Below are 19,526 nucleotides of genomic sequence, written 5' to 3'. Positions count from 1 at the left end.
CGCCTTGAGACGCTGGTCGGTAGTATAGGCTTATAGCCGTTGTGCAAACCACCCGTTGGACGGGTGGTCATGATTTACCTTTGTCGAAATAACTCAAATTTATGCTATAATATTTGTAGTAAATATCGGTTTTTTTGGAGGATTTTTATGACTAAGCTGACACCAATGATGGAACAATATATGAAAATAAAAGCAGATTACAAGGATGCTTTTTTATTTTATAGACTTGGCGACTTTTATGAAATGTTTTATGATGATGCATTAAAAGCAGCAAGAGAATTAGAAATAACGTTAACGAAACGTAGTAATGGAAAAAACGAACCAATTCCAATGTGTGGCGTTCCTTATCATTCAGCTGAAGGATACATTAAGACATTGATTGATAAAGGATATAAAGTAGCAATTTGTGAACAAGTAGAGGACCCTAAGACAGCCAAAGGAGTCGTTAAACGAGAAGTAGTTCAATTGATTACTCCGGGTACGGTTATGGAAAGTAATATGTTAAATGAAGGTGAAAATAACTATATTGCTAGTCTATCACATTTTGAAGATGGCTCGTTTGTTATTGTATATAATGACCTATCTACAGGAGAAAACCAGATTGCAGAGATTACACAAGGTTGGGATGCGGTCGTTCATGAATTATATAACCAACCGATAAGAGAGATTGTTGTGTCCTCCAATCTTCCTGAAAATCTACAAAAGCAATTACAGGATAAATTAAATGTAACATTGTCTTATCAAAATGAAGTTACTTTTAATGCGGAATATCGGGATTTAAGTGAAAATTTAAATGACAAAAAACTCATGAAAGCTTTTAGTCGATTATTGAATTATATCCAATATACACAAAAAAGATCTCTTGACCATTTAAAAAAAGCAGAAGTGATTCAACTAAACAATCATCTTTCTTTAGATATGTATTCGAAGAGAAATTTAGAATTAACAGAAACGATTATTAAAAAGGGCAAACAAGGAAGTCTACTATGGGTGTTAGATCAAACTGTCACCGCTATGGGTTCTAGAACGTTAAAAAAATGGGTGGAAAGACCCTTATTAAATCAAAATCAGATTGAAAATAGATTAGACGTGGTGCAAAGTTTTTACAACGGTTTTATGGAAAGAGATTCCATACGGGAAATCTTGAAATCTGTCTATGACTTAGAGCGATTAGCAGGTAGAATTGCTTTTGGGAATGTAAATGCTAGAGACTTAATACAATTGAAACAATCATTGGAGAAAATACCAGAATTAAAATTAGTTTTAAATCAATTTCATCAAGAGCAAATTAAAAATCTAGCTAATCAATTAATTTACCCTGAGTACATAGTAGACTTGTTGGAGAAAGGTATAATTGATGAGCCCCCAATATCAATTAAAGAGGGTTCTATTATAAAAGATGGATATAACCAAACACTTGATTCTTATAGAGATGCTTCCAAAAATGGTAAGAAATGGATAGCGGAATTGGAACAAAAAGAAAAACAAGAAACGAATATCAAATCATTAAAAATAGGATTTAATAAAGTATTCGGCTATTATATTGAGGTAACGAAAGCAAACTTGCATTTACTACCTGAGGGAAGATATGAACGTAAACAAACCTTAACCAATGCAGAAAGATTCATTACCCCAGAATTAAAAGAAAAAGAAGAATTAATTTTAGAAGCAGAAGAAAAAAGTGTCGATTTAGAATATCAATTATTTGTAGAAATAAGAGAGAAGATAAAAGAGCATATTCCTGAATTGCAACATATTGCAGAGGTGGTAAGTCAAATTGATGTACTACAAGCTTTTGCTACGGTGAGTGAAAAGAATAATTATAAACGACCAACCTTTGATGAAAACGAGCTTTCTATCCAGAACGGACGACATCCAGTTGTTGAGCAAGTCATGAAAGAAGGAAATTATGTTCCAAATGATATTCAATTGGATGAAGAAAAAAATATGTTATTAATTACGGGACCAAATATGTCTGGTAAAAGCACGTACATGCGTCAGCTAGCTTTAACAGTGATTATGGCTCAAATAGGTTGTTTTATTCCAGCGGACGAAGCAAAACTGCTTATTTTTGATCAAATATTTACTCGAATAGGTGCTGCGGATGATTTAGTATCTGGGCAAAGTACATTTATGGTAGAAATGCTTGAGACTAACCACGCGATAAGTAACGCAACTGAGAAAAGTTTAATCTTGCTAGATGAAATAGGGCGTGGGACTAGCACGTATGATGGTATGGCTTTAGCGCAAGCGATTGTGGAATATATTCATAATCATATCCATGCTAAAACAATGTTTTCTACCCATTACCATGAATTAACTAGTTTAGAAAAGACATTACCTAGATTAAAAAATATTCATGTTCGAGCTGAAGAATACGAAGGTAATGTTATATTTTTACACCAGATCAACGAAGGTGCTGCGGATAAAAGTTACGGAATCCATGTTGCTAAGCTAGCTAACTTACCAGAGGACTTAATAGAAAGAGCGAATGTTATTTTACAAGATTTAGAGGCTGGGAATAAATCACAACCAACATTGGAAAACGAACAACAAGGTCAACTTTCCTTTTTTGAAGAAGATGAATCAGAACCAAACGCAAAGAAAGAAAATAATTCTACATTAGAGAGCAAGATTATTAATGCTTTAAAAGAAATTGATTTATTTGATTTAACACCTATGGATGCGATGAATGAACTATATAAGCTTCAGAAAGAAGTAAAAAAACTGTAGAGAAATAATAGTGGTTCTTGCACGCCCGGAAAAGCGGTTTTCTTTTTCAAGAGCGGTGAGTCTTGCCAGTTAGAAACGTCGAATGTTATTTTTACCTGATTTTTTGAACCAACCTTATTAGAAAGGATTTTGCCTTAATGAAGATCGTACAAATGTCTGATGCATTAGCAAACAAAATAGCAGCTGGGGAAGTAGTAGAAAGACCAGCATCTGTCGTAAAGGAATTAGTAGAGAATAGCATTGATGCAAACAGTACATGGATTAAAGTCGATATTAAGGAAGCAGGACTAGAAGAAATTAAGGTTACCGATAATGGGGATGGAATGTCAGAGGAAGACAGTGAACGTGCATTCCTACCTCATGCAACAAGTAAAATACAGAATGAAAGTGATCTATTCCATGTAAAAACACTAGGATTTCGCGGAGAAGCACTAGCTAGTATCGCATCCGTTAGTAAGTTAATTGTAAAAAGTTCTGAAGGGGATAAAGCGGGCATTCAATTAATACTAGAAGGCGGAAAAATTATAGATAAAAAGAAAAGTGATGCAAGAAGAGGTACGGAAATTACTGTAAATGATTTATTTTTTAATACACCCGCACGGTTAAAATATATGAAAAGCCTTCATACAGAATTAGGTCATATTACGGATTTGTTAAATCGATTAGCTCTTTCACATCCAAACATACGATTTGAAGCAACACATAATGGGAAAGGGCTTTTTAAGACTGCTGGTACAGGTGATCTACTTCAAGTTATTTCACAAGTGTACGGTATGAATGTAGCGAAGAACATGTTGATGGTTAAAGAGGAAAATTTAGATTTTCATATCGAAGGCTTTATTGCTAAACCGGAAATTACTAGGGCATCAAGGAATTATATATCAACCATTATTAATGGGAGGTATATTAAAAGCATTCCATTGAATCAAGCAATTATTCGTGGTTATCATACATTACTTCCAATTGGCAGATCGCCGATAGTGGTACTATCTATTAATATGGATCCTATTTTAGTTGATGTAAATGTACATCCTACGAAACTTGAGGTACGCTTTAGTAAAGATAAGGAACTCTATACACAAATTGAGGAGCTTATCCGTCATAAATTTAGAGAACTTACGCTAATTCCGGAAATGACAGAAACCAGTAAGCCGAAACCAAAAGAAAAAAGCTATCAACATTCCATGGATTTTAATAGTTCATCTTCCGTGATAGAATCCAATGATAGTGTCAGGGAAACTATCGGTAATTGGTCGAAACCCGCCGACGTGGAAGAGGACGCTTTGGAGGATAATCTCACCCCAACTAATTCATCTAGTCCAAAGGAAGAGATTTTTACAAGCTATGAAGTAAATAAAGATGAAATAAAAGATGAATATAGAAATGAAGAACTTTCATTTAAAAATGTCTCCAAACAAAGAGTCCCAATGATGTATCCTATTGGTCAGTTACAAGGAACATACATTTTAGCGCAAAATGAAAATGGTCTATATATGATTGATCAACATGCGGCGCAAGAAAGAATCAAATATGAATTTTTTAGAGATAAACTAGGTAAGCCTGCAAATGAATTACAAGAATTATTACTTCCGATGACATTTGAATTTTCAAAGCAGGAATCACTTTTTATCGAACAATACAAAGAAGAGATGGAAAAAGTCGGGATATTTTTTGAAGCTTTCGGCAATCAAACATATATTATCCGATCCCACCCCAATTGGTTTCCAAATGGATTTGAAGAAGAAGTCATTCGTGAAATGGTAGAACAAATTATGAATGAAGAAAAAATCAATGTAGAATCTATTAGAGAAGATGCGGCGATCTTAATGTCATGTAAAAGGTCAATAAAGGCAAATCATTATTTAAATCAAGATGAGATGTTTCGTTTATTGGAAGATTTAAGAAATACGACAGACCCTTTTACTTGTCCACATGGTAGACCGATTATTGTTCACTTTTCTACTTATGAGTTAGAGAAGATGTTTAAGCGAGTTATGTGAAAAGGTATAAATCTCCCACTCTATTGGCAATAATAAGACCAAAAGGGGTGTGGAATTTGGAAAATAAAAATCAAGAATTAATTAATTTCCTTAATCAAGAGCTATCCAATTATTTTGTATTATATGTAAAGCTTCACCGATATCATTGGTTTATACAAGGAAGACATTTCTTTACACTTCATGAGAAATTTGAAGAAATGTATGAAATGGTAGCAAGTGACCTTGATGAAATAGCGGAACGAATCCTAGCAATAGATGGGAAACCACTAGCAACCATGTCCAAGTATTTAAAAGAAGCTACATTGACAGAGGCAAATGCAGATGATAAGGAAAATGAAATAATCAATCAATTAATTCAAGATTATCAACAAATCATTGGTGAAATTAAAGAGAGTGGCTTATCATTAGCTGAAGAACAGCAGGATGAACCGACTGCAGATTTATTAATCACTATTCAAGGAAAGTTAGAAAAATATGTTTGGATGTTAAATAGTTACCGAGCATATGATTCAAATGAATAAATAATAAAAATAGGGGAAGACTCATGAAAAATACCGTAATTTCTATTATGGGACCAACCGCTGTCGGAAAAACCAGTTTAAGTATTGAGGTTGCTAAGCGGTTTAACGGAGAAATAATAAGTGGAGACTCCATGCAAGTTTATAAAGAGATGAATATTGGAACGGCTAAAATAAAGAAAACAGAAATGGAAAATATTCCTCATCATATGATTGATATAAGAGAGCCTGATGAGGAATTTTCTGTTGCTGATTTTAAACAAAATGTACAATATTATATTGAAGAAATATCGAATCGTAATAAATTACCAATACTCGTTGGCGGTAGTGGCTTATACATTCAAGCCGCCTTATATAATTACCATTTTTCCAATCAAAAAAGAGATGAAGTTCTTACACAAAAGTTAGAAAAAAGAATAGAAGAAGAAGGACCAATACCTGTATATAATTATTTAAAAGAAATTGATCCTGTCCAGGCCGAAAAAATTCATCCAAATAATTATAGACGTGTTATTCGTGCTTTGGAAATCTATGAAACAACTGGAAAAACGATGACAGAGTATCAAAAAGAACAAACGCTTGAATCACCATATCATTTGATTCTTATTGGTTTAGAAATGGATAGACCCGAGTTATACGAACGAATTAATCATCGAGTTGACAAAATGCTAGAAGAAGGTTTAATTCAAGAAGTGAAGTTATTGATAGATAAAGGTTATGAAAATTGTCAATCAATGAATGCGATTGGATATAAAGAATTGGTTCCATATGTTCGAGGAGAAATTTCATTAAATGAAGCAGTTGAAACGCTTAAAAGGAATTCGAGAAGGTATGCTAAAAGGCAGTATACATGGTTTAAAAATAAAATGAACATAAACTGGTATGATATGTCAGACTTAAATAATAAAGAAAAGTTTCATATAATTTTAGATGATATAGCAGGAATTTTGCATAAAAGGTAGAACTTATTAATGTATAGATAGAATAGAGGAGGAAGCACGATGGCACAATCTGTTAACATTCAGGATCAATTTCTAAATCAATTAAGAAAAAATCATATTTCAGTAACAGTTATTCTAACAAACGGTTTCCAATTAAGGGGTATTGTAAAAGCATTTGATAATTTTACAGTACTGGTAGAATCAGAGGGTAAACAACAATTAATTTTTAAACATGCAATCTCAACTTTTGCACCAGTTAAAAACGTTTCACTTGATAAAGAATAATATCCAAACGGGCAAAAATAATTGCCCGTTTTTAATTTGCGATTAAAGATTCTGATATACTGGGCGTTTGTCACAATTTCTTAAGAAGTGAGTATACTAAAAGTGACAAAAGGGGTGATCGTGTGGAGTCGCAAATAAATCGTCATAAAAATGGTCAAATAAATATAGTTTTACATGAAAATAAAAGGTTAAAGGCCGAGTATGGAACAAATATCAGACATAAGCAAAATAACCCATTTAAAAATATAGATAGTGAATTCCAGGCATTTATTGGAATGGATAAACTGAAATCCACAGTGAAAGAAATTTATGCTACATTAGTAATTAACGAAAAGCGAAATGAATTAGGTTTAAAAAATTCAAAACAAGTTCTTCATATGCTTTTTAAAGGAAATCCTGGTACAGGTAAAACGACAGTCGCTAGGAAATTGGCTAAGCTTTACTATGATATGAATTTACTTTCTAAAGGCCATTTTATCGAAGCAGAACGTGCAGATTTAGTTGGAGAATATATAGGCCAAACCGCACAAAAAACACGTGCCATTATTCAAAAGGCAATGGGTGGAGTGCTATTTATTGATGAAGCTTATTCACTTGCCCGGGGTGGTGAAAAGGATTTTGGAAAAGAAGCGATTGATACGCTTGTAAAACATATGGAAGATCACCAAAACGATTTTGTACTTATTTTAGCTGGCTATCCACAAGAGATGGACAGATTTTTGCGATTAAATCCCGGATTAAAATCTAGGTTTCCATTTATTTTAGATTTTGCTGATTACGATGTTAATGAATTGATGGATATTGCTAAACAAATGGCTGCAGAAAGAGAGTATAAATTAACAAAAGAGGCGGAATGGGAACTACGTAATTATTTATATAAAAAGATACAAGAAAAATCACGAAATTTTGCTAACGCTAGATTTATAAGGAATGTGATTGAACATTCTATTCGAATGCACGCAATGAGATTATTGGAGCAAGAACGCTTTACAACCGATGATTTAGTTTATATCACTGCAAAAGATATGCAACTGAATGAGAAATCCTAAAAAATATAACCTCAGTATGAACGGAACTGGGGTTATTTTTGTATTATTATCGTATCTATGATGTAATAATAAGTTAAGGTTAACCTAAGTATAATTCGCTTATAAGAAAGAGGTTTAATGAATGCCAGAAGAAAAAATTTTAATTATTGCGGTCAAAAAGCCGACACAAAAGGATGAGCAATTTCAATCTTCATTGGAGGAATTAATTTCCTTGGGAAGAACAGCAGGCGGAAACGTTGTAGAAACTATTACGCAAAATAGAAATAGAATCCATCCTGCAACATATATTGGCGAAGGGAAAATGGAGGAAATAAAACAAGAAGTAGAAAAATTGGACATTGATTTAGTTATTTCCAACGATGAACTTTCTCCTGGTCAATTACGAAATTTATCTAATTTTTTAGGTGTGCGAATCATTGATCGAAGTCAGTTAATTTTAGATATTTTTGCAAGGCGTGCGAAAACGAAAGAAGGTAAATTACAAGTAGAGTTAGCACAATTAGAATATATGTTGCCGAGATTAGCGGGACATGGTGTGGAAATGTCACGTCTTGGTGCCGGAATTGGTACGAGAGGTCCAGGAGAAACCAAACTAGAAACAGACCGACGCCATATAAGAAATAGAATCGTGGATATAAAAAGGAAATTAAAAATTGTCGTTCGTCAACGTGAACAATATAGAAAAAGAAGAAAAACGAATGAAGCTTTTCAAATAGCAATTGTAGGATATACGAATGCAGGAAAATCTACTATTTTCAATCGCTTAACCAAAAGTGATTCGCTTGAAGAGGACAAACTGTTTGCAACGTTAGATCCTTTGACAAGAAAAATTAATTTTCCATCAGGTTTTGAGGCATTGGTAACGGATACCGTTGGGTTTCTTCAAGACCTACCCACTGCATTAATTGCTGCTTTTCGTTCGACGTTGGAAGAGGTTAAAGAAGCGGATTTTTTAATTCATGTGGTGGACGCTTCGCAGGAAAATCAAGAAGAACAACAGAGAACGGTGATGAAATTATTAGCGGAATTAGACTCCCATACGATTCCAATGCTCACTGTTTATAACAAAAAGGATTTATTACAAACTGAATTTTTCCCAATTCATCACCCTAATATCTTAATTAGTGCTTATAATCATGAGGAACTTAATCAAATGTTAGCACAGATCGAGAAAATAGTAATGGAACAATGGAAAAGTTATAGTATTCAAATTAATGATGGAAATATGTTAGCTAAACTAGAACGTGATACAATAATAACTGCTAAACAGTTTGATGAACAATCCAATAAATTTAATGTTAGTGGATATATTCGGGCCAATCATCCATTAAATCATTTAATGAATTAAAATAAAATATTGGCAAGTTTTAGGTAAGGAGAATGGAGAAATGTTAGAAACACTAGTGAAACAAGCAGAGAAAGATTGCGAAGGTATTCATAAAAATATTCAGGAAATAGTGGAAGTGAATCAAAAAAGGGTGTTAGACGCTTTTGTAAAACATCGAATAAGTGATAGCCATTTCCAGTCAACAAGTGGTTACGGATACGATGATATGGGTAGAGAAGGATTAGAAGCGGTTTATGCTGAAGTATTTGGCGGAGAAGACGCACTTGTTAGACCACAAATTGTTTCGGGTACACATGCTATAACTACGGCACTTTTTGGTCTGTTACGCCCCGGAGATGAGCTTATCTATATTACTGGAAAGCCTTACGATACATTGGAAGAGGTAATCGGTATTAGGGGGGAGAATTCGGGTTCTTTAAAAGATTTTTATATCGACTATAATCAAATATCCCTTACAAAAGAAGGAGGGATTGATTATGTCGGAGTAGAAAAAGCTATATCCGAAAAGACAAAAGTAATCGGTATACAGCGTTCAAAAGGATATGATGATAGACCGTCTTTCACGATTGCGGAAATTGAAGAGATGGTACAGTTTGTCAAAGAAATTAATCCAAACTTAATTGTATTTGTAGACAATTGTTACGGGGAATTTGTGGAAGAAAAAGAACCCCTTCATGTTGGTGTAGATATTATGGCTGGTTCTTTAATCAAGAATCCAGGTGGCGGAATTGTCAGAGCAGGTGGGTACATAGTTGGAAAGCAAGAATTGGTCGAAAGCTGTGCGAATCGTTTAACGGCCCCAAGTCTTGGTAAAGAAACAGGTGCAACATTTAATATGCTACAGGAAATGTTTCAAGGATTCTTTCTGGCCCCTCATATCGTGGGAGAATCACTAAAAGGCGCTGTATTCACGTCAAGATTTTTAGAATTAGCAGGCTTTCAAACAGCGCCTAATTATTTAGAAAAAAGAACGGATCTCATTCAGTCGGTAACATTTGAAGATGCGCAGCAAATGATCTCTTTTTGCCAAGCTATTCAGCGGAATTCACCAATTAATTCTTATGTTACTCCATATCCAAGTGAAATGCCGGGATACGATGATGAGGTTATTATGGCAGCTGGTACTTTTATACAAGGGGCTAGTATTGAACTTTCTGCAGATGGACCAATAAGACCCCCTTATACAGCTTTTGTGCAAGGAGGTCTAACATATACTCACGTGAAAATTGCGATCATTGAATCTGTAAAAAGTTTAGTGAAAGCAGGGCATTTAATCGTAAAATAAACTTCATGTAAGGAAACCTAACATTCGATTGACACTAAACCTTACATCGTTTATACTTTAGTGAGTATTGGGGGTTATTTTATTGAATGATAAAGAGCGTCGTTCAATGCCTTTGTTTTCAATTGGTATCGTTATGAAATTAACGGAATTAACCGCTAGACAAATACGATATTATGAGGAGCATGGATTAGTTTTTCCAGAGAGAACAAAAGGGAACCAACGATTATTTTCTTTCAATGATGTGGATAGACTATTAGAAATTAAAGATCTTCTTGATAAAGGATTAAATTTAGCGGGGATTAAGCTAATGGTTGAAGAATCATCAAAAAAAGAGAAAGAAAAGAATGTAAAATCAAAGGATAACGATTTAAGTTTGAAAGAGTTACGAAAGATCTTAAGGAATGAATTGAAACACCCAGATAGACTCGGGCAAGTAAATTTAAGGCAAGGAGAGCTTTCAAGATTTTTTTCTAATCGTTAATGGTAAGTTTGTTTGAATTTTATTTGGCTAGTTATTATTTAATCTATTAACATGATGTAGGAGGACAACAGATGCCAAAATATACAAGAGAAGATGTAGTGAGACAAATTAAAGAAAATAATGTGAAGTTCATACGTTTACAATTCACAGATATGCTTGGAATAATTAAAAATGTGGAAATACCTTTAAGTCAATTAGAAAAAGCGCTAGATAATAAAATGATGTTTGATGGTTCATCTATTGAAGGCTTTGTACGTATTGAAGAATCGGATATGTATTTATACCCTGATTTAGATACGTTTGTCGTTTTCCCGTGGACTTCTGAAAAAGGTAAAGTAGCACGTTTTATTTGTGATATTTACAAACCAGATGGAACACCATTTGAAGGGGATCCAAGATACAACCTTAAGCGCAATCTTAAGAAAATGGAAGAACTTGGTTTTGATGCTTTTAATATCGGTGCAGAGCCAGAATTTTTCCTATTCAAATTAGATGAAAAAGGGAATCCATCACTAGAATTAAATGACCAAGCAGGTTACTTTGATTTGGCTCCCACGGACTTAGGGGAAAACTGTCGCCGTGACATCGTTCTTGAATTAGAAGAAATGGGATTTGAAATTGAGGCTTCTCACCATGAGGGTGCACCAGGACAACATGAAATTGATTTTAAATATTCTGATGCTGTGAAACATGCGGATGATATACAAACTTTTAAATTAGTAGTTAAAACAATTGCTAGAAAACATAATTTGCATGCAACATTTATGCCTAAACCACTTTTCGGAGTAAATGGATCTGGAATGCACATTAATATGTCTTTATTTAAAAAAGGTGAAAATGTTTTTTATGACACAAAAGGGGATTTGGAGTTGAGTGAAACAGCATACCATTTCATGGCGGGTATTATTCAACATGCTACAGCCTTTACTGCGATTACAAACCCAACGATCAATTCCTATAAACGTTTGGTTCCTGGTTATGAGGCGCCATCTTATGTGGCATGGTCTGCATCAAATAGAAGCCCGTTATTACGTGTTCCGAATTCAAGAGGATTAAGTACGCGTCTTGAAGTCCGCAGTGTAGATCCTTCTGCAAATCCATATATGGCATTGTCCGTATTATTAGCTGCTGGACTATCAGGTATTGAAAATAAATTAACTCCTCCTACAGCAGTTGATAGAAATATTTATGTTATGTCGAAAGAAGAACGTGAAGAAGAAGGAATACTAGACTTACCAGTAACACTAAAAGGTGCATTAGATCTCTTGCAAAAAGATGAAGTAATTGTCGAGTCTCTAGGTGATCATTTATTTGAACACTTTGTTGAAGCGAAAGAGATTGAATGGGATATGTTCAGACTCCAAGTTCATCCTTGGGAAAGAGAACAGTATATGACTATATACTAATAGATAAAAAAAGAGAATCCGCGGATTCTCTTTTTTTGTCTTAATGTACATGTCGATACAGGCCGATAACCTTACCCAGTATACTTACATTTTTGTATAGTAGAGGTTCCATTGTTGCATTTTCTGGTTGTAAACGAATGTGATCTTTTTCTCTAAAAAATCGTTTTACGGTTGCTTCATTTTCCTCCGTCATTGCGACGACAATATCGCCATTATTAGCATTATTTTGTTGTTTAACAATAACCATATCCTTGTCTAAAATACCAGCCTCTATCATACTTTCTCCATCAATAATAAGGACAAATAAATTATCATCAGGACTTGCTGTTGAAGCTGGAATTGGAATATATTCTTCTATATTTTCAATTGCTGTAATTGGTACACCCGCTGTGACTTTCCCTATGACGGGTGCATAACGAGCTTCATCTTTTGGAATATTACTATCTTCTGATTGAGCTAAAATTTCAATTGCCCTAGGTTTAGTAGGATCTCTTCTAATATAACCCTTGCTTTCTAATCTTTCTAAATGGCCATGAACGGTAGAACTTGACGCAAGCCCTACCGCTAAAGCTATTTCCCGAACGGAAGGTGGATAACCTTTTTTAGTTACTTCATCTTTTATAAAATCAAGAATCATTTGTTGTCTATTAGAAAGTTTTGTCATCTATTACTCACCTCGCACATAATAGTTAATAATGATAGTTTACCATTATTAACTAATTTAAGCAAACACTCGTTCGAAAAAACAGTTGACAAGACCGTATGTTCGTGTGATAATAGAACTAAGAAACGAACAAAGGTTCTGTTATTGGGTAGGAGGACAATTTATGTTTGGGAAGATTACGAAAACGGATCTTTTTTATTTAATTTCATTTGGTTTAACGTTAGGATTTATATATATTTCTATTATAATTAGTGTATAGGTAGGTAGTGGTCAATGAAAGCTATTATATATTGTCGTGTTAGTACAGATAAAATGACACAAGAAACGTCGCTAAGTCGTCAAAAAGATGAATTACTTAAATTAGCAGGTAGACATCAAATGGAAGTTATCGAGTGTATAGAGGAAAAGGCTAGTGGATATGAAATAAACAGAGATGGAATTTTTGCGATGTTAGAATTTTTTTCTGAAGAGAAAGCAGATTGTTTATTGATACAGGATGAGACTAGACTAGGAAGAGGAAATACGAAGATTGCATTATTCCATCAACTACATAAGTTAAAAATACCTATTTACACTGCCATTCATGACGGAGAATTAGAATTGTCAGAATCGGATTCTATGGTTTTACAAATAGTAGGTATTGTAGAAGAGTATCAAAGAAAGATTCATAATGCTAAGATAAAAAGAGGAATGAAAAGGGCGATCGAAAAAGGGTACAATCCCTCTAAAAATCTATCAAATCAACATAAAGCAATTGGTAGAGAAAGATTAGAGTTTCCGATTGAAGAAGTAGTTAGATTAAGACAAAATAATTTAACCTTTGAGGAAATTACAAAAACACTTAATGGAATGGGTTTTCATGTATCAAAAGCAACCGTTCATAGAAGGTATCAAGAGTACCAAAATACTTGAATATGTTAATATGGAATAGTAAGATTTATGGCAAGAACTTAAAGTGCGAGTTCAATTAGGTTCTTGTCTTTATTTAAATAGAAAGGAAAACATTTTATATGCTTTCAAAAGAAAAATTAAATCGTATCAATGAATTAGCTAGGAAATCAAAGAGTACTGGACTGACTGAGGAAGAGGCAAAAGAGCAGAAGGAACTTCGTGAAGATTATTTAAAAAACGTCAGAAGCTCTTTTAAAAATCACATGAAATCAATGACGGTAATCGATCCTAGAGGAAACGATGTAACTCCGAAGAAAGTTAGAGAGCTACAAGAAAGAAATAGAAAACATTAATCATTCGATAAAGTGAATTAGAAAGAATAATTTGTTTGAGAAATAAACTAACTTCGCTTGTGACATACTAACATAGAATATGTTGGAAAGGAGTTAAATATTTTGTCAAACGTGGAAAAATTATCAATTAACACGATTCGTACACTGTCTATCGATGCAATAGAAAAAGCTAATTCCGGACACCCTGGGTTACCTATGGGAGCAGCTCCAATGGCATATACGCTATGGACAGATTTTATGAACCATAATCCAAAGAACACAAAATGGTTTAATCGTGATCGTTTTGTATTATCGGCGGGTCATGGTTCTATGCTTTTATATAGCCTACTTCATTTATCTGGTTATGATGTTTCTATGGAAGATCTCAAGCAATTTCGTCAATGGGGGTCAAAAACACCCGGGCACCCAGAAGTTCATCATACTGATGGAGTAGAGGCAACAACAGGACCTTTAGGACAAGGAATTGCAATGTCTGTAGGGATGGCAATGGCAGAAACACATTTAGCTAGTAAGTTTAATAAGCAGGACATAGCTATTGTGGACCACTATACTTATGCACTTATTAGTGATGGGGATTTAATGGAAGGCATCTCACATGAATCCGCTTCATTAGCTGGTCATCTTAGATTAGGGAAACTGATTGCGCTGTATGATTCAAATGAAATCTCATTAGACGGTGATTTACATAAATCATTCTCTGATAATACAGAACAGCGTTTTAAAGCTTACGGTTGGCAAGTTCTTCGGGTGGAAGATGGAAATGATATTGAACAAATTCGAAATGCAATAAAAGAAGCACAAGCAAATAAAGAACAACCAACCCTTATTGAGGTAAGAACTGTAATTGGATATGGGTCACCAAACAAATCAGCATCTGCTGCTTCTCATGGGGCTCCGCTTGGTGTAGACGAAGTTAAATTAACAAAGGAATTTTATGAATGGACCCATGATGATTTTCATGTACCTGAAGAAGTTTATGCTGATTTTAATGAAAAGATTGTAAAAAATGGTTCAAATAAAGAAGCGGAATGGAATGAATTATTAAGTTCTTATAAAGAAAAATATCCTGAATTAGCTAAGGAGTTAGAGTTTGTTCTAAATGACAAGTTGCCAGATGGATGGGAAAAATCTCTTCCCGTATATGAAACAGGTTCATCTCTTGCTTCACGAGCATCGTCAGGAGAAGTATTAAATGCCATATCAAAATCTGTTCCTCATTTCTTTGGTGGTAGCGCGGATTTAGCGGGTTCAAATAAAACATATATGAACGATGAAAAAGATTTCTCAAGGAATAATTACTCTGGAAGAAATATTTGGTTCGGAGTACGTGAACATGCTATGGGAGCTGCTTTAAATGGGATGGCTCTACACGGTGGTTTAAAAGTATATGGTGGTACATTCTTTGTATTCAGTGATTATTTGAGACCATCTATTCGCCTTGCATCCATCATGAATACGCCTGTCACTTATGTATTTACTCATGATTCTATTGCGGTTGGCGAAGATGGACCAACACATGAACCAATTGAGCAATTGGCGTCCTTAAGAGCTATGCCTGGATTATCCGTTATTAGACCCGCAGATGGGAATGAGGTGCAAGCAGCATGGCGTTTAGCGCTTGAATCAACTGACAGACCAACAGCACTTGTCCTTTCAAGACAAAATCTTCCTACACTGGAGGGAACGAAAGAAGCCGCATATGAGGGTGTGAAAAAAGGTGCTTATATTGTAAGCAAGGCCGAAAATGAAACTCCTGATGCGCTACTTCTTGCAACTGGTTCAGAAGTGTCGCTTGCAGTTGAAGCTCAAAAGGTTCTTAAAGGAAAAGATATAGATGTAAGTGTTGTAAGTATGCCATCATGGGATCGATTTAATGAACAGGATGAAGCTTATAAAAATGAAGTGATTCCTCCACAAGTAAAAAATCGTGTTTCTATTGAGATGGCATCTCCACTGGGTTGGCATAAATATGTTGGAGATAATGGGATTGTGTTGGCTATTGATAAATTTGGTGCCTCAGCGCCCGGGGAAAAAGTAATCGAAGAGTATGGGTTTACAGTTGAAAATGTAGTGAAACATGTGGAAGCACTTGTCAAATAATATTAAAGAGAAGGTTCTTGCGGAAAGGGCCTTCTCCCTGATAATTTCCCGTTACATTTTATTTTCGAATACCTCTTTAAACAGGTTGATCAGGAAATAGAATCCTCATAAATATAGTATTTCTAAATAAGTTACCCCCTCGACAAAACTAGTGATAGTTTGCATCTTAATGTGACAGAATTCTTATCGATTGATCCGTATAATAGGATTAAAGGGAGGCATTAAGATGTATGATTACTCAATTTATTGGATTAAACAAGAAGTAGCAAACCATTATTTCCATAAAAGTGACATATTGTACCGCTTCTTCGAGGAATATCGTTATAATAAAAATCGAATAGATTTAAGAAGGCAATTTTTATATATTACAAAAAGTATCGAAATAGATATCTTTATTTCTATATTAAAATATAATTTGAAAGATGACGTTCATATAAATCAAAATGATTCTATTATTGAATTATATAATAATAGATACTTTATTTCTTTACATATTGAACAAAAACAATTAAAATTTCGAAGTAGATCACTTCAAGATGCAGAAGAAATATTATTTCCTATATTACGGCTAATCCATCCACTATTTTTTGTTGTAGGACATACAAATCAAAAGTACGGCTGGATTTCTCCTATTAGATTCCCAAGAAATATTGAAAGGAATCAAGTATTGTATTCTTGTCGTTGATTTAATATACTGTATAAGAGACAACACGAAGGAGGAAACTTATCATGGCTACTATATGGGTCGTACTAATTGCTATAGCAGCGTTAATAGCTGGTGTTGCTCTTGGTTTTTTCCTTGCAAGGAAATATATGATGGATTACTTGAAAAAGAATCCTCCGATTAATGAGCAAATGCTTCGTACGTTAATGATGCAGATGGGCCAAAAACCATCGCAAAAGAAAATTAATCAAATGATGCGTGCAATGAACAATCAAATGGATAAGAATTAATTGATCATTTTAGATTGAAAGTGTTTATCCCACCTAAACGAGCAGTAAGACTTCCACCATCCACCATAAGCTTCTGAGGAATAAAGAAGGTGGGTGAGATATCAACTGCCCGTAAAGGTACGATAAGTGCGACTAACCATCAGTGGGGGATGAAGGAACCCCCACTGATGGCAGTCTTCTTTATCAGCGTCAATTATCCTAATACTTTTTGGACTTATTTGGTTAATTTTTTAAGAGAACCACTCTTTCTTTTTAAGTAAGTAGAAAGGGTGGTTTTTAATATGTATATCGTTAGTAAATACCAAGTTTTCAAATATTTATCCTTGTTTTGTCATATTTGACTACATTGTTACTGAGACAATTTGATAAACTAATGAAAAGGAGGATTTTTCTATGTCGGAAATTAATGTTTTCCTTGCTTTCGGTGCGGGGTTTCTTTCGTTTGTTTCACCATGTGTTTTACCCTTATTTCCAGTGTTTTTATCGTATATTACCGGAATGAGTGTAAGTGAAATTAAAGATGAGAATAAAAGGTTAAACAAAAAGGCCTTTATTCATACAATCTTTTTCTTATTAGGATTTTCTAGTATTTTTATTATGATAGGTTTTACTTCAACCTTCATTTCTGATTTTCTTTTAACGTATCAGAATATCATTAGACAAATAGGTGCTATTTTAATCATCTTTTTTGGATTAGTAATCGTGGGAGTTTTTAATTTTAAGTTTTTAATGCAAGATAAAAAAATCACTTTTAAAAATCGTCCAACTGGATTTTTGGGTTCGTTCATTATAGGAATGGCATTTTCTTTAGGTTGGACACCATGTACAGGCCCGATATTAGCTATTGTCCTTTCGCTTGCTGCAACAAATCCTGAAGTTGGATTAATTATGATGGTAGCTTATATATTAGGTTTTTCAATTCCTTTTCTATTTTTAGCTTATTTTATTGGAAAACTAAATTGGATTAAAAAACATAGTCAACGATTAATAAAGATTGGTGGTTATGTTATGATATTTATTGGTATTGCACTTTTTTTTGACTGGATGACGAAACTCACTGCATTTTTGGCTGGAGTTTTTGGCTTCACAGGGTTTTAAAGGTTTTTATCACGTGGTATAATTTGTACGAGCTTTAAGTGCCTTAATAAGAAGATTTCTAAATCTAATGAAGCATGGATGGATTGGGAGTCGGTAAAGTCTAATATTCAAAGGGCATGGATGAAAACTTCACTAAAATAGTTCTGGTAATGATGAATACGTTTCAAAATATGCGAAATAAAACAAAGTTATCTAATATTACGTACGTTTTAGCTTAAGAGGTCATATTAATACTAAGAAAGCTTATTTATGAAAGCTTCGAGAGAGTGATGCTTTATGTCTATATTTTGGTTGATTTCTAGCACTATCGTTTTTGCAGGAATGGCCGTGTTTATGATTTTCATTCGATTAAAAGCTGCAAAAAGGCCAGCTTCTATAAAAAAAATAATTTTACCACCAATTATGATGAGTACAGGGGCTTGTATGTTTATCATTCCAGAATTTCGTGTGGAATGGCCACAAGTATTAGAAGCTCTAATTCTAGGAATAATTTTTTCTATATTTTTAATAAAGACTTCCAAATTTGAGGTGAAAGATTCTGAGGTGTATTTAACTCCGTCTCGAGCGTTCCCATTTATTTTATTTGGATTGCTTATTGTGAGACTAGTTGTTAAATTAATCATTGGAAGTTATATTTCATTTGGAGAAACGACAGGAATGTTCTTCTTATTGGCACTTGGGATGATTGTAACTTGGAGAATTGTAATGCTTTTTCAGTTTTTAAAAATTAGAAGAAGTATCGTATAAAAAAGCGACTAACTTATTTGTTAGTCGCTTTTTTATATTTTTCTTCCCAATTGTCTGCGTAGTCTTTTTTAGACAAATGAAATAGATATTCGTAAGGTTTAACATCTATTTCTTTTTCTTTTAGTTTTTTTCTTAAGAATTTATGATCGCGCTTTGGGGTTGCTAAGATATAGCCTTCTACTAAAACATCTTGATCAATAATATTTTTTCCTTTTTTTAATGCTACTTCTCCAATTTTACTTGCAATACTCTGTTTTGCCACATCACGAAACAGTTCAGGGACAGGAGATACTAACTCATTTAATAAATCTTTTTCTTCTTCCTTCCACATATGTTTTGTTTGATTGAGATAATGTAATTCCCAATCCATTATTGATTTTCCATCTGTTTTTGGCAGTTGTTTCAAAAATTTGCGAAACATAAAAAATCCACCAATTCCAAGCAAAGTAATAAGCAGAACACCCCAACCAACTAATAGTAATCCCATAATTTCACCTTTTCTTGAATATTTTGTTCATTAAAAAAAATGAAGAAAGTGTATAAATTTTAAATACTTATTTTACTTTTAAAGGAAATATAGTATCATTACTTAATAGTTGTAACCGTCAAGTAGGATTAAACGATTTTCCACAAATAAGGTTCAACAGTTTCCCACAATTATGATTCAACACCT

The 19,526-nt window shown here is 33.8% G+C and carries 19 protein-coding genes; 17 read left to right on the top strand and 2 right to left on the bottom strand.

Translation table 11 applies throughout. The features are described from left to right. Positions 1-147 precede the first annotated feature (147 nt). From mutS to glnA, 10 genes are all read left to right on the top strand, one after another. Complete coding sequence (mutS, locus tag ACFQ18_RS17050) at positions 148-2,733, top strand: DNA mismatch repair protein MutS (protein ID WP_204798708.1); 2,586 nt, start codon at positions 148-150, stop codon at positions 2,731-2,733. A gap of 137 nt (positions 2,734-2,870) precedes the next feature. Beyond that, positions 2,871-4,733 (top strand): DNA mismatch repair endonuclease MutL, encoded by a 1,863-nt coding sequence (gene mutL, locus ACFQ18_RS17045; protein ID WP_204798709.1) that lies wholly within the window; start codon positions 2,871-2,873, stop codon positions 4,731-4,733. A gap of 56 nt (positions 4,734-4,789) precedes the next feature. After that, positions 4,790-5,254, top strand: a complete 465-nt coding sequence (locus ACFQ18_RS17040) for a Dps family protein (RefSeq protein WP_244987052.1) — start codon at positions 4,790-4,792, stop codon at positions 5,252-5,254. A gap of 23 nt (positions 5,255-5,277) precedes the next feature. Continuing rightward, complete coding sequence (gene miaA, locus ACFQ18_RS17035; RefSeq protein WP_047186114.1) at positions 5,278-6,213, top strand: tRNA (adenosine(37)-N6)-dimethylallyltransferase MiaA; 936 nt, start codon at positions 5,278-5,280, stop codon at positions 6,211-6,213. A gap of 39 nt (positions 6,214-6,252) precedes the next feature. Further along, on the top strand, positions 6,253-6,477 hold the full coding sequence (hfq, locus tag ACFQ18_RS17030; protein ID WP_047186115.1) for an RNA chaperone Hfq: 225 nt from the start codon (positions 6,253-6,255) through the stop codon (positions 6,475-6,477). Between the two features lie 122 nt (positions 6,478-6,599). Further along, positions 6,600-7,526, top strand: a complete 927-nt coding sequence (gene spoVK, locus ACFQ18_RS17025) for a stage V sporulation protein K (RefSeq protein WP_047186116.1) — start codon at positions 6,600-6,602, stop codon at positions 7,524-7,526. A gap of 121 nt (positions 7,527-7,647) precedes the next feature. Next, entirely contained in the window at positions 7,648-8,874 is a 1,227-nt protein-coding gene (hflX, locus tag ACFQ18_RS17020; RefSeq protein WP_047186117.1) for a GTPase HflX, read from the top strand. A gap of 40 nt (positions 8,875-8,914) precedes the next feature. After that, complete coding sequence (locus tag ACFQ18_RS17015; protein WP_204798711.1) at positions 8,915-10,159, top strand: methionine gamma-lyase family protein; 1,245 nt, start codon at positions 8,915-8,917, stop codon at positions 10,157-10,159. 106 nt (positions 10,160-10,265) lie between these two features. Next, positions 10,266-10,640, top strand: coding sequence for a MerR family transcriptional regulator (locus ACFQ18_RS17010; RefSeq protein ID WP_204798715.1), 375 nt, complete (start codon positions 10,266-10,268; stop codon positions 10,638-10,640). A 71-nt stretch (positions 10,641-10,711) separates the two neighbouring features. Next, the gene (gene glnA / locus ACFQ18_RS17005) at positions 10,712-12,046 is read left to right on the top strand and encodes a type I glutamate--ammonia ligase (RefSeq protein WP_060668847.1); all 1,335 of its coding nucleotides are present in this window, start codon (positions 10,712-10,714) and stop codon (positions 12,044-12,046) included. 40 nt (positions 12,047-12,086) lie between these two features. Here the strand turns inward: glnA and lexA are convergent, their stop codons facing one another. Next, a complete protein-coding gene (lexA, locus tag ACFQ18_RS17000) occupies positions 12,087-12,710 on the bottom strand; it encodes a transcriptional repressor LexA (protein ID WP_047186120.1) in 624 nt (207 codons plus the stop codon). Positions 12,711-12,983: 273 nt separating this feature from the next. Between lexA and ACFQ18_RS16995 the strand changes: the two genes are divergently transcribed. The 7 genes from ACFQ18_RS16995 to ACFQ18_RS16965 all read left to right on the top strand — a co-directional run bounded on the left by ACFQ18_RS16995 (position 12,984) and on the right by ACFQ18_RS16965 (position 18,853). Then, entirely contained in the window at positions 12,984-13,622 is a 639-nt protein-coding gene (locus tag ACFQ18_RS16995; protein WP_204798712.1) for a YneB family resolvase-like protein, read from the top strand. Between the two features lie 98 nt (positions 13,623-13,720). Next, the gene (locus ACFQ18_RS16990; RefSeq protein WP_204798713.1) at positions 13,721-13,954 is read left to right on the top strand and encodes a DUF896 domain-containing protein; all 234 of its coding nucleotides are present in this window, start codon (positions 13,721-13,723) and stop codon (positions 13,952-13,954) included. Positions 13,955-14,053: 99 nt separating this feature from the next. Then, positions 14,054-16,054, top strand: coding sequence for a transketolase (tkt, locus tag ACFQ18_RS16985; RefSeq protein ID WP_204798716.1), 2,001 nt, complete (start codon positions 14,054-14,056; stop codon positions 16,052-16,054). A gap of 226 nt (positions 16,055-16,280) precedes the next feature. Further along, positions 16,281-16,739 (top strand): sporulation inhibitor of replication protein SirA, encoded by a 459-nt coding sequence (gene sirA / locus ACFQ18_RS16980; RefSeq protein WP_204798714.1) that lies wholly within the window; start codon positions 16,281-16,283, stop codon positions 16,737-16,739. A 44-nt stretch (positions 16,740-16,783) separates the two neighbouring features. Beyond that, the gene (locus ACFQ18_RS16975; RefSeq protein ID WP_047186125.1) at positions 16,784-17,008 is read left to right on the top strand and encodes a YneF family protein; all 225 of its coding nucleotides are present in this window, start codon (positions 16,784-16,786) and stop codon (positions 17,006-17,008) included. A 393-nt stretch (positions 17,009-17,401) separates the two neighbouring features. Then, positions 17,402-18,106, top strand: coding sequence for a cytochrome c biogenesis CcdA family protein (locus ACFQ18_RS16970; RefSeq protein ID WP_047186126.1), 705 nt, complete (start codon positions 17,402-17,404; stop codon positions 18,104-18,106). A gap of 282 nt (positions 18,107-18,388) precedes the next feature. Next, positions 18,389-18,853, top strand: coding sequence for a CcdC family protein (locus ACFQ18_RS16965; protein WP_145524068.1), 465 nt, complete (start codon positions 18,389-18,391; stop codon positions 18,851-18,853). Between the two features lie 13 nt (positions 18,854-18,866). Here the strand turns inward: ACFQ18_RS16965 and ACFQ18_RS16960 are convergent, their stop codons facing one another. Next, positions 18,867-19,340 (bottom strand): DUF2621 family protein, encoded by a 474-nt coding sequence (locus tag ACFQ18_RS16960; protein ID WP_047186127.1) that lies wholly within the window; start codon positions 19,338-19,340, stop codon positions 18,867-18,869. Positions 19,341-19,526 lie beyond the last annotated feature (186 nt).

It is taken from the genome of Oceanobacillus caeni (assembly GCF_042678465.1).
Taxonomy (GTDB): Bacteria; Bacillota; Bacilli; order Bacillales; family Amphibacillaceae; genus Oceanobacillus; species Oceanobacillus caeni.
The sequence above is the reverse complement of the archived record's forward strand: the minus strand, read 5'-3'. Positions and strand labels throughout refer to the sequence as shown.